The 11475-nt window shown below is 45.2% G+C and carries 10 protein-coding genes; 6 read left to right on the top strand and 4 right to left on the bottom strand.

All coding sequences use genetic code 11. The features are described 5' to 3' along the window. Nucleotides 1–24 precede the first annotated feature (24 nt). The gene (ebgR, locus tag BCU07_RS09980) at nucleotides 25–1008 is read right to left on the bottom strand and encodes a transcriptional regulator EbgR (protein ID WP_102428917.1); all 984 of its coding nucleotides are present in this window, start codon (nucleotides 1006–1008) and stop codon (nucleotides 25–27) included. A 393-nt stretch (nucleotides 1009–1401) separates the two neighbouring features. Between ebgR and galE the strand changes: the two genes are divergently transcribed. The 4 genes from galE to galM all read left to right on the top strand — a co-directional run bounded on the left by galE (nucleotide 1402) and on the right by galM (nucleotide 6395). Further along, a complete protein-coding gene (gene galE, locus BCU07_RS09975) occupies nucleotides 1402–2421 on the top strand; it encodes a UDP-glucose 4-epimerase GalE (RefSeq protein WP_102428916.1) in 1020 nt (339 codons plus the stop codon). A 327-nt stretch (nucleotides 2422–2748) separates the two neighbouring features. Continuing rightward, on the top strand, nucleotides 2749–3804 hold the full coding sequence (locus BCU07_RS09970; RefSeq protein ID WP_102428915.1) for a UDP-glucose--hexose-1-phosphate uridylyltransferase: 1056 nt from the start codon (nucleotides 2749–2751) through the stop codon (nucleotides 3802–3804). A 239-nt stretch (nucleotides 3805–4043) separates the two neighbouring features. Continuing rightward, a complete protein-coding gene (galK, locus tag BCU07_RS09965) occupies nucleotides 4044–5204 on the top strand; it encodes a galactokinase (RefSeq protein ID WP_017060799.1) in 1161 nt (386 codons plus the stop codon). A 111-nt stretch (nucleotides 5205–5315) separates the two neighbouring features. After that, entirely contained in the window at nucleotides 5316–6395 is a 1080-nt protein-coding gene (galM, locus tag BCU07_RS09960) for a galactose-1-epimerase (protein WP_102428914.1), read from the top strand. A 219-nt stretch (nucleotides 6396–6614) separates the two neighbouring features. Here the strand turns inward: galM and BCU07_RS09955 are convergent, their stop codons facing one another. Then, on the bottom strand, nucleotides 6615–7613 hold the full coding sequence (locus BCU07_RS09955; RefSeq protein WP_017066816.1) for a substrate-binding domain-containing protein: 999 nt from the start codon (nucleotides 7611–7613) through the stop codon (nucleotides 6615–6617). A 197-nt stretch (nucleotides 7614–7810) separates the two neighbouring features. Between BCU07_RS09955 and BCU07_RS09950 the strand changes: the two genes are divergently transcribed. Next, nucleotides 7811–8143: a tRNA-binding protein gene (locus tag BCU07_RS09950; protein WP_017060796.1), complete on the top strand. Its 333-nt coding sequence runs from the start codon at nucleotides 7811–7813 to the stop codon at nucleotides 8141–8143. A gap of 46 nt (nucleotides 8144–8189) precedes the next feature. Here the strand turns inward: BCU07_RS09950 and BCU07_RS09945 are convergent, their stop codons facing one another. After that, nucleotides 8190–8744 (bottom strand): gamma-glutamylcyclotransferase family protein, encoded by a 555-nt coding sequence (locus BCU07_RS09945; protein WP_017060795.1) that lies wholly within the window; start codon nucleotides 8742–8744, stop codon nucleotides 8190–8192. 288 nt (nucleotides 8745–9032) lie between these two features. Here BCU07_RS09945 and BCU07_RS09940 point away from each other — a divergent pair, with 288 nt between their 5' ends. Further along, the gene (locus BCU07_RS09940; RefSeq protein WP_017060794.1) at nucleotides 9033–10217 is read left to right on the top strand and encodes an NnrS family protein; all 1185 of its coding nucleotides are present in this window, start codon (nucleotides 9033–9035) and stop codon (nucleotides 10215–10217) included. Nucleotides 10218–10284: 67 nt separating this feature from the next. Here the strand turns inward: BCU07_RS09940 and BCU07_RS09935 are convergent, their stop codons facing one another. After that, on the bottom strand, nucleotides 10285–11292 hold the full coding sequence (locus tag BCU07_RS09935) for an adenosine deaminase (RefSeq protein ID WP_017069510.1): 1008 nt from the start codon (nucleotides 11290–11292) through the stop codon (nucleotides 10285–10287). Nucleotides 11293–11475: the final 183 nt, after the last annotated feature.

Below are 11475 nucleotides of genomic sequence, written 5' to 3'. Positions count from 1 at the left end.
AACTTATCTGATTGATATATTTAACTATTTTGTCGTGTCACGCAGCTTTAATTTGCTTGGTACATAGACACGTAGTGGGATAGTACGGCCGTCGCGTACTTTCTCAATCAACAGGTTAACGCCTTGAATTCCCATTAGTTCAGAGTGAATACGAACAGTCGATAAAGATGGGAAGGTAAATTTAGCTGTTGGGATGTCATTTACACTAATCAGCGCAATATCTTCAGGAATGTTTAATCCGTGCTCATGAACGGCTCGTAAAACACCAATTGCGATGGAATCTGACGCAATAAACATGGCTTTAGGGTAGTCGCCAGTCGCTAGCATCTGTTTTGCAAGCTTATAACCTGAAGAGCTAGAGAAGTCTCCACGATAGATGTCTTGCTCGCTGACAACGTTCTTAAGGCTACCGTATTCAGCAAAGGCGACTTCGCGAATATCAGGAGTGTTGACGTTATCTTGTCCGCCAATAAAACCAATGCGTTGATAGCCTTGGCTGATAAAGAAGTTGGTGATCTCTTTGCTGATCAAAGCCAGGTCGATATCGACAGAGTCATAAGGTTCAGAGTGATCAGTGAAATCGACATAACAAATATTATCGCTTAGCTTTTTGGCTTGTTCGATAACCTCCGGTGTCATTCTTCCCACCAACAATACACCAGTAATAGGTGCTGAATTTACGTGTATTTTACTTTCATAACAGTTGGTTAGTTTAACTTCCATCTTGTCACATTGGGTTTCAATCCCGTGGCGAATCGATAGATAGTAAGGGTCATTCACTTCAGCTTCTTGCTTGTAGTTATACAGAGCAAGGAAGTGATGATTTTGTTTTTTACTGCTAACGGCTTTTCGTGAGCTGCTGGTTTTGTATTCCAACTTCTCTGCAATTTCAAAGATACGCCTTTTGGTCTCTTCCTTGACGCTTAATGTTGGATCTTCATTGAGAACCCTTGAAACTGTAGCCAATGATACATTCGCTTCAGTCGCGATATCTTTTAACGTTGCCATACTCACTTCCTGTTATTGGAACATTGCGCTGCTTTGAAATTGGTATTTAGTAAAAAAGCAATGCACCTCTTTATTCTACAGACCTATTGTAATCAAACTGGAAGTCATTGCATTAACTTTTAGTAAAATAAATGCTCAACTCCTCTATGATGTCTCAAATCTAACTATCTATAATTATCTTATTAAAATTCAATGAATTAGATGTGTTTGTTTATAGGTTCTCCCTATGTCACGTTCAGTAACAATGATATGAGTTAGTGTAAACGTTTACACTTCGTGGTTTTGATCACAGAATTATAGTCAAAATGGCTGCTACTATTTCTGGCATACGGTGCTACTGAGCTGAATGTCAGTTCGAGTTAGTCCAAGAATGACGACAAAGAGAGGTTGATTGTGAAAGTACTGGTTACGGGCGGCATGGGTTATATCGGAAGTCATACATGTATTCAAATGATACAGGCGGGTATGGAGCCAATCATTGTTGATAACCTTTGCAACAGCAAAGAGCTAGTACTGGAGCGAATCGAATCATTGACCGGTAAGCGACCAACTTTTTATCTTGGCGACATTCGTGATCAATCTTTTCTAGATAGCGTGTTTTCAGAAAACGATATCCAAGCCGTGATTCACTTTGCTGGCCTGAAAGCGGTTGGGGAGTCGGTGGCTAAGCCTTTGGAGTACTACGATAACAACGTCAATGGATCATTGGTGTTAGCTCGCAGCATGAAGAAATCGGGTGTGAAGAGCATTGTATTTAGCTCTTCGGCTACCGTTTACGGTGATCCAGAAGTGGTGCCAATTACTGAAAGCTCTCCAACGGGTGCAACAACTAATCCTTATGGTCGCAGTAAGTACATGGTCGAAGAATGTTTGAGTGATTTGTTCAACGCCGAAAACGACTGGAGTGTGACATTACTGCGTTACTTCAACCCAGTTGGCGCCCATTCATCGGGCACTATGGGTGAAGACCCACAAGGTATCCCAAACAATCTGATGCCGTTTATTGCTCAAGTAGCGGTAGGTCGCCGTGAAAAACTGGCTGTTTTTGGAAACGATTACCCAACAGTCGATGGCACAGGCGTTCGCGACTATATTCATGTTATGGATTTAGCGGACGGACACGTAGCCGCATTGAAAGCGGTTGGCGAGAAGGCGGGCTTACATATTTATAACCTAGGCACGGGCAAAGGCTCAAGCGTACTCGAGATGGTTGAAGCCTTCGCACAAGCATCGGGTAAGCCAGTTCCTTATGAACTTTGCCCACGCCGCGCTGGTGATATTGCTGAATGTTGGGCAAGCACTGAAAAAGCAGAGCGCGAGCTTGGCTGGAAGGCGACGCGTAGCGTGATGGAGATGACGGCAGATACGTGGAATTGGCAGTCAAATAACCCGAACGGCTATTCCCCTTCGTAATTGAAGCCGCAGCGTTGTTAGCTGCGCTTACCAATTCCAATCACATAGAAGATCTATGCTCATGGATATTGGAAATCTTGCTGCCTAGCTGCAACTTCAATTTCTTTGGGGAATACAGATGAAGAGAGATTCTAGATATCTCGTACCTCTATTCTGGAATGACGGATGAGCATAAGGCTATGAAGCGGTTGCCTTTGCACAAATAGCACAACGAGATCACACGTCATTCCCTACAGCGAGGAACGAGCGTGATAGGGAATCTCCTTGTAGAAGAATTATTCATCTTGGTGAATTGACCAAGACACAAAATTTGAGAGCAATCTAAACATGTCAAAAGTTGAATTTAACCCAGTAGACCACCCGCACCGTCGCTATAACCCATTAACGGGTCAGTGGATCTTAGTATCACCGCACCGCGCAAAGCGTCCTTGGAGTGGCCAAGATGAAAAACCATCGACTGCGCAGCTTCCTGCGTATGAGAAAGAGTGTTTCTTGTGCCCAACCAATACGCGTATTTCGGGCGATGAAAACCCAGATTACGACGGCACTTATGTATTCAGTAATGATTTCGCGGCGTTGATGCCTGACTCACCTGATGCTCCAGAGTCTTATAACCCTCTATTCAAGACTCAAGGTGTACGTGGGTTGAGCCGCGTGATCTGTTTCTCTCCGGACCACAGCAAAACGCTGCCGGAGCTTCCGGTAAACAAGATCCGTGGTGTTATCGATACCTGGAATGAACAGATTGAAGAGCTAGGTAAAGACTACCTGTGGGTTCAAGCGTTTGAAAACAAAGGTGAGACCATGGGCTGCTCTCAGCCACACCCACACGGTCAAATCTGGGCAAACAGCTTTTTACCCAACGAGATTGAACGCAAAGAGAAACTCTTAAAAGAGTACTTCGAACAACAAGGTTCGAATCTTTTAGTGGATTACGTTGAAGCTGAAATGAAAGACGGCTCTCGCACTGTGGTTGAAACTGAACATTGGATTGCTGTGGTTCCTTATTGGGCGGCGTGGCCATTTGAAACCATGTTGCTACCAAAAACACACATTCGCCGTATGAGCGAACTGACTGACGAGCAGCGTGATGATTTAGCGCTTGCGATTAAGAAGCTGACCAGTCGTTACGACAACTTGTTCCAATGCTCATTCCCGTACTCAATGGGTTGGCACTATGCGCCGTTCTTTGAAGAAGGCACGGACATCGATCACTGGCAACTGCATGCGTTGTTCTACCCGCCATTGCTACGTAGTGCTTCGGTTCGCAAGTTCATGGTCGGCTACGAAATGTTGGCTGAGTCTCAGCGTGATTTAACCGCAGAACAAGCGGCGCAGCGTCTTCGTGATTTGAGTGACGTTCACTATAAAGATCAGGAATAGCCTGTTTCGTAGATAACGAGTGAGATTCCTGATATCTCGTCCCTCGATTCTGGAATGACGACAGGTGAGAAGCCCATAAGTTTAAGAGCTTAGAAGCTTAGAAGTATAGAAGTTTAGTCGCTGATGTTGTCATTCCCTACCGTGAGCGACGAACGATATAGGGAATCTAAAAGAATTAAAGTGGTGCCGTGAAGGGGCCATAACCAATTGAACAAAGAGTTTAACCAGAGAGTTTACTTATGTCTGACCTAATCCAAAACGTGAAAGCATCTTTTGAGCAAGTCCTTGGTTACCAAGCGACTCATATTATCCAAGCACCAGGTCGTGTGAACCTGATCGGCGAGCACACTGACTACAACGATGGTTTTGTTCTACCGTGTGCCATTAACTACCAAACGGTAGTCGCCGCGGCTAAGCGTGACGACAACATTGTTCGCGTAGTATCAGTGGACTACGGTAATGCAGTCGATGAGTTCGATTTAACTCAAGAGATCACATTCCAACAAGACAAGATGTGGGCGAACTACATTCGTGGTGTGGTGAAGTGCTTAAAAGGTCGCGGCTTTGAATTTACAGGTGCAGACATCTCTGTAACGGGCAACGTGCCTCAAGGTGCAGGTTTAAGTTCTTCTGCGGCACTAGAAGTTGTCATCGGTCAGACATTCAAGGTGCTTTATAACCTAGAGATCAGCCAAGCTGAAGTGGCGCTAAATGGTCAGCAGGCCGAAAACGAATTTGTGGGCTGTAACTGCGGCATCATGGACCAAATGATCTCTGCAGAAGGTCGCGCAAACCACGCGATGCTTTTGGATTGTCGTAGCCTAGAGACTCAAGCGGTTTCAATGCCAGAAGATATGGCTGTGGTTATCATTAACTCAAACAAGAAACGCGGCTTAGTCGACAGCGAATACAACACACGTCGTGAACAGTGTGAAGAAGCGGCGCGCATCTTTGGTGTTCCGGCACTTCGTGATGTGACCATTGAGCAATTCAAAGCGAAAGAGTCTGAATTGGATGAAATGGTCGCGAAACGTGCTCGTCACGTGATTACTGAAAATGACCGTACTGTTGAAGCGGCTCAAGCTCTACGCACTCATGATATGAAGCGTATGGGCGAGTTGATGGCTGAATCGCATGCATCAATGCGTGATGATTTTGAAATCACGGTGAAAGAGATTGATGCGCTGGTTGATATGGTCAAAGAAGTGATCGGTGAACAAGGTGGCGTGCGTATGACTGGCGGTGGTTTCGGTGGTTGTATTGTGGCATTGGTTCCACCTGCATTGGTTGATGAAATCAAAACAACCGTTGAACAGAAATATCAAGCGGCGACGGGGCTAAAAGAATCTATTTATGTGTGCCAAGCGAAAGACGGAGCAGGCTTAGTTGAAGTAATCTAACGGCTTCGAGACTTAATATAGAGCTTACCAAGTAAAAAGATCATGGTAGGCCAAATGCTAAAGCCTTTACTTCAGGTAGAGGCTTTTTACTGGCACTAGAAGGAATTTAGAATGACACAAGAGCAAAACCTGCATCAATCCATGGCGCAGACTCCAGCCTATGATGGCCAACCCGCTCAGTTAGTGACGCTATCAAATACGCATGGGATTCAAGTGACATTCATGGATATTGGTGCAACATGGTTGAGCTGTATCCTGCCAGTAAAGGGAAACAAAAGAGAAGTGTTGTTGGGTGTTAACTCAATGGAGAACTTCGATAAACAAGCCAGCTATATGGGCACAACCGTTGGCCGTTATGCTAACCGCATTGCCAATGGTCGCTTTAAAATTGATGGTCAGAACTACAAGCTGGAAACCAACCAAGCGGGCAATACCTTGCATGGTGGTCCGAACGGTTTTGATAAACGTCGTTGGAATATTACCGAGAAAACCGAAACGTCAGTGGTGTTCAGTCTAGAGTCTGCTGATGGCGACCAAGGATTTCCGGGGAATTTGAATGTGTCGGTGCGTTATGACATCACCGAAGATAATCGAGTTTCCATTAATTACTCTGCAACCACCGATAAGCCGACCGTGGTTAATCTAACGAATCATGCGTACTTCAATCTACTTGGCGCAGAAGCCGGACACGATTGTTTGTCACACATTGTCAGCATCAACGCCAATCAATTCTTACCGACCAATTCGGTGGGTATTCCATTAGGTAACCTTAAATCGGTGAAATCGACCAGCTTCGACTTCAATCAGCCTATGATGATCTCAGAGCGTTTGTTGGGTGATGAACAGCAGAAAGCAGCAAAGGGTTACGACCACTCTTTCTTATTGGCTGACGGCTGCAAGCGCACTCAATGTGCCGCTACCGTAACCTCACCAGATGCGCTCGTCACACTAAAAGTATTTTCAACCAAACCTGCGATGCAGCTATACACCGGAAACTGGCTTGGTGGCACACCAAACCGAAGTGGTGGTAGCTATGAAGACTACGCTGGTTTGGCGCTAGAAACCCAGTTCTTACCTGACTCTCCTAACCACCCAGAGTGGAAGCAGGACAGTTGTATTCTCAAGCCTGAACAAGAATATAACTACAGTACCTGTTACCAGTTTGAATTTTCGGGGGATTCTTCAAACTAGTACGCTCTAGCTCAAAGCGGTTACGTCAATATCTTTTGTTTGTGAATAGGACGATGTGAATTATCGCGTTGTTCTTGGGGGATGAGCAAAAGTGGCGCTCAACAAGAGTGCGGTTTATTAAGCGCGATTGTTGAGTATCTGAGTAAGGTAGGAAAGCCCTAACAGAAGCGATTTTGTTAGGGCTTTTTTTTGTTTATTGCTTGATGAGTCGACCAGAACCTAGACTTTCTCTACCGAATTACGGCGTACCAGAGTTGGAGAGAACATCATTGGTTCAGTTGAGGTGTTTTCACCTTTGGCTAAGTGCAACGCGAGTCGTGTCGCTTTCTCTGCCATCATCTGAATCGGGTAGCGAATAGTGGTGAGCTTTGGATGAACATAGCGGGCAATCAAACCATCATCGAAACCGATGATCGACATTTTGTCTGGCGCTTGAATACCGTTTTCATCAAGGACAGACAAAGCACCAGCTGCCATGTAATCGTTGTACGCCACAATGCCAGTGATTGGCAGTGACTTAGTCAGAAGGTTAGTCATGGCGTATTCGCCACCGTCACTGGTCGGCGCTGAGTATTCAATATAGCTGTCAGAGAGCGCTATTTTGTAATCTGAGAGTGCCGCTAAGTAACCTTGGATACGCTCATCGGCATCTTCAATGCTATGCGATGAGGCGATACAGGCAATGTTCTTATGGCCATGGCGGATCAGATATTCCGTCGCAAGATACGCACCTTTTTTGTTGTCTAAGAAAATACAGTGGTTGGCAATCTCAGCAATATAACGGTTGATCAGTACTAAGCCTTTGACCTCTTTTGCATAGGCAATCAGTTCTTCGTCGGTGAGGCCTTTAGAGTGGATCACCAGGGCGTCACAACGGCTGTTAATCAGCAATTCAATCGCTTGTCTCTCTTCTTCACGATCGTGCGAGCCATTACCGACAAGGATATGTTTTCCGTTCTCACGAGCGACATTGTCGACAGCCTTAACCAGCGTGCCAAAAAAGGGATCGGAGATGTCACCGACCAATACACCAACAGTGTTCGTGCTTTGGCTTACCAGCGCTCGAGCATTGGCATTCGGTCGATAGCCAAGTTTAGACATCGCTTTAGTTACAGACTCTACCGAGCTTGCACTCGCCTTGGGAGACTTGTTGATCACTCGAGATACGGTTGCAACAGAAACACCAGCTTCCTTTGCTACATCTTTAATTGTTGCCATTTTTAACCTCTATACATTGCTTCATCTATTTAACACCGACAATGATAGTAAGGCAACGAAACTCTCATTTTACTTCCAGTAATGAGATCTTTACCGCTTGTAATTATTAGGCTTAATGCTAGTGTAAACATTTACATTTTACTTAATTTTAGTAAATGATTTAATGAATGAAAATAAACCAATATAGGAAGTGAGAAATGGATACTGTCTCTTATGGTGACTTTGCTAAGTTAGAAATGCGTGTGGGTAAGATCATTGAGGTTGTGCGTCATGAAAACGCCGACAAGCTTTACATAGTGCAAGTGGATGTTGGTGACAAGACACTGCAAACGGTGACCAGCCTAGTCCCTTACTACACAGAAGAAGAGTTGATGGGTAAGCAGGTTGTTGTTTTGTGCAATCTAGCGAAGGCGAAGATGAGAGGCCACACTTCTGAGTGCATGTTGCTTTGTGCAGAAACGGAAGATGAATCTGAAAGTGTATTGCTAACACCTGAACGTGCGATGCCAGCAGGTATTCGTGTCGTTTAAGCTCACTTTAGGTTGGTGAGTCAATGTGTTCACCAACCTAAATCAACTAGCTGCGTACAGTTAGTATCAAGCCATCAATCACACTGTGATGGTGATCGGAAACCCCAGCAAGGTTGCCGTATTTAGGCTGGTGGCGATCATTTTCTAATGGGTGATGCCAACCTTGTGTGTGTTTAACGAAGTGCGCCGCAAAGCTTTCAGACACCTCTAAACATCCTGCTAATACAGTATCGACGTAGGTTTGAACGATAGGGCTGTTTTCGCAAGGTGCTTCAATCTCGTCTTTGATGTAAACCCAGATCGGTTGATCCTGTTTGAATTCATCTTGGCTTTCTATCTGAGAGGCCTTTAATTCGATACGGTGATAACCACGCTCACGGCGATCAAACTCAGCCAGTGCAATATCATCCACCTCAAGCAACACACCATTCACTTGTCCTTCGCCGAGATTGACGATCAAAGGGGATAAGACATAGCTGTCATCGATCTTGCTCCAATGGCGAATCAAGCCATGAACAATCGCAGGGATCGCTTGCCCTGTCTGACCGGTAAGCTGACGTGAAGATGAGTTGATTAAACTGCCATAACCAAAAATATACATCGCATTCCTTGTCTGAGTTGTTCCATTTAAGTCTAGTCTTACTATATGTGGCGAGATACCAAAAGTCAGTAAGTTTCTATTTATACATGTATATGTCTTTATGACTCTTTTGGTTGTGTTTTTTTGACTTATTTATTGGCTATTGAATCTCGTGAGTCGCTGTTTTTACTGGTTTTATCTAATTGGCGCGTTTCATGCAATGTGATCTGCATATTGCATCGGATTTGATGCACACAAAATTTGGTTTAGGTAATACCTTGGCCGCTTATCTGAGAATTAGGAGCGAGTTTGTTAAATATCACAGATAAAAGTGTAGAAGACGCGATTCCAGCCTACCTGCGTTTAGGCTTTCGACCTTTCTTCTTTTTAGGCAGTCTCTATGCAGTGATCGCGATTGTCGCTTGGGTCATCATGTTCCAAAACGGTCAGCCTGAGATTTTAAAAGTTCCCGCACTGTGGTGGCACGTGCATGAGATGCTGTTTGGTTTCTCAATGGCGATAGTGGTCGGTTTTGTGTTAACGGCAGTACAAACGTGGACGGGTGTCAATGGCACCAAGCATTATCGATTAGCTGCGCTAGTCGGTTTGTGGCTCGCACCTCGTATTCTGTTTTGGACACCCGCTCCGTTATGGCTGATCTCGTCGGTTGAGGCGCTGTTCTTAATCTTCGCCGCCTACGAAATTGGTTTCCGAGTCGTGAAGTCGAAAGGCTGGAAGAATCTATTCTTTGTGCCACTGTTTATATTGGCTATCGTGGCGAACTTTGCTAGTTACGCGACCATTAAGGGGATGCCTCCATTCCCATCGTCTGCAGTTTGGCAGTCTATGTTGTGGTGGTTTACCTTGCTGTTATCAGTGATGGGTGGGCGAGTGATCCCATTCTTCACAGCACGTCGTTTTGAGTTTGAAAAAGCGCAGCCATTGGTTTGGTTGGAATGGTTAGCCAATCTGCCTTTGGTTGGTTTATTTGTGTTGAGCTTCTTCCCATTGACCTTTGCTCAAGTAGGTAATGAGTTAATGGTGTTTGCTGGCGTGACTCAGTTAGTTCGCTTTATCCGTTGGAAGCCTTGGACAACCTTGTCTGAGCCTTTGGTGTGGTCGCTGCATGCGGCTTACCTATGTATCCCTCTCAGTTTGCTGTTACGTGGTCTGTTAGACAACCCGTTCGCGAGCCACAACATGCTGCACTTGTTTGCGATTGGTGGCTTGAGTGGGTTAATTCTGGCGATGATTACGCGCGTGACAATGGGACATACTGGTCGTGCTATCTATAAAGGGCCAAGTATGGCTTTGGCGTTCTCGGCTATTTTTATCGCGGCACTCGTTCGTAGTTTAGGTGTGACATTCTTCCCTGCGTATTTATTTGAGATGGTCAACATCAGCGCCGGTTTATGGACGTTAGCGTTCGGGCTGTTTATCTGGAAGTTCGGCATGATGCTGTTAACGCCAAGAGTGGATGGTCACCCGGGCTAAGCCAATTAGTTATCTATTGATATAGATAGGGAAGCTCAGAGCTTCCCTTTTTGATCTTGATAACTCATTAAGTACTCGCAGCAAGGTATTGGCGTACCTGTGTGATGAGATCTTCCTTGGCGTGAGGCGAGATAAAACTGGCTTCGATGGCATTAATACTGAACTGCGCCAATTCGTTTTTGGTCACTGGGTGAGCATTGGCGACGGCGAGGAAGTTATCATTCATATAGCCGCCGAAGTAAGCCGGATCATCGGAATTGATGGTGACGCACAGCCCTTTTCTCAGCAACTCGACGATGTTGTGCTCTTGCATGGTCTCAAACACCTTGAGCTTGGTATTCGACAGCGGGCAGACGGTCAGTGGTGTACGTTTTGCTATTAGCTGTTCCATCAACTCTTCATCTTCTACACAGCGAACGCCATGATCAATTCGGGTAATGCCTAGCAAGCTCAGTGCGTCGCTAATATTTTGTGCTGGGCCTTCTTCTCCGGCGTGCGCGACAGTCAGAAAGCCTTGGTTGATCGCTTCTTGGAATACATGTTTAAACTTCTCTGGTGGATTGCCCTGTTCTGATGAATCTAACCCAACGGCAATGATCTTATCTTTATAAGGAAGGGCTTGTTTGAGTGTTTCAAAAGCGCTGTCTTCATCGAGATGACGCAGAAAGCACATGATCAGTTGGCTGCTGATACCAAGCTCTTGCTCCACTTGATTCAAAGCTCGAGTAATCCCGCCAACGATGACTTCAAAGTCAATGCCGCGTTCAGTGTGAGTCTGAGGGTCGAAGAAGATCTCAGTATGAACCACATTATCTTGCTGACACTTCAACAGATAAGCCCACGTCAGGTCGTAGAAATCTTGTTCATGAATCAGTACGTTTGCACCTTGGTAATAGATATCGAGAAAGGATTGAAGATTGTGGAACTGGTACGCGTCTCGAACTTGGTCTGGGGTCTCAAAGGGAATCGACAGGTTATTACGCTTGGCGAGTTGGAACATCAGCTCTGGCTCTAATGTGCCTTCTATATGTAAGTGCAGCTCAACTTTGGGTAAATTTTTGATGAAGCTATCCATAGCAACTCCTTAGCTATTTTAATTATGGGCGGAGTAGGCGAGACAGTAGAGTCTGTAAACCTGAGCCTGCAGGTTATCTCTTTCATTTATCTCTATTTGAGCATAGTTCATTTGCTCGTTATCGAGAAAGTGCCCCGTAAATTGGAAGCTATTTTGGAGTTATGAACGAATTGAAATGACTCG

It is taken from the genome of Vibrio sp. 10N.261.54.E10, from assembly GCF_002877735.2.
GTDB classification, from domain to species: Bacteria; Pseudomonadota; Gammaproteobacteria; order Enterobacterales; family Vibrionaceae; genus Vibrio; species Vibrio crassostreae_C.
Note: the sequence above shows the minus strand (reverse complement) of the source record. Positions and strands in the feature narration are given on the sequence as shown.

What these genes read in the sequence shown, in the direction of transcription:
- ebgR (WP_102428917.1), bottom strand. Translation starts at nt 1,008, where the DNA reads ATGGCAACGTTAAAAGATATCGCGACTGAAGCGAATGTATCATTGGCT.
- BCU07_RS09970 (WP_102428915.1), top strand. Translation starts at nt 2,749, where the DNA reads ATGTCAAAAGTTGAATTTAACCCAGTAGACCACCCGCACCGTCGCTAT.
- galK (WP_017060799.1), top strand. Translation starts at nt 4,044, where the DNA reads ATGTCTGACCTAATCCAAAACGTGAAAGCATCTTTTGAGCAAGTCCTT.
- galM (WP_102428914.1), top strand. Translation starts at nt 5,316, where the DNA reads ATGACACAAGAGCAAAACCTGCATCAATCCATGGCGCAGACTCCAGCC.
- BCU07_RS09955 (WP_017066816.1), bottom strand. Translation starts at nt 7,613, where the DNA reads ATGGCAACAATTAAAGATGTAGCAAAGGAAGCTGGTGTTTCTGTTGCA.
- BCU07_RS09950 (WP_017060796.1), top strand. Translation starts at nt 7,811, where the DNA reads ATGGATACTGTCTCTTATGGTGACTTTGCTAAGTTAGAAATGCGTGTG.
- BCU07_RS09945 (WP_017060795.1), bottom strand. Translation starts at nt 8,744, where the DNA reads ATGTATATTTTTGGTTATGGCAGTTTAATCAACTCATCTTCACGTCAG.
- BCU07_RS09935 (WP_017069510.1), bottom strand. Translation starts at nt 11,292, where the DNA reads ATGGATAGCTTCATCAAAAATTTACCCAAAGTTGAGCTGCACTTACAT.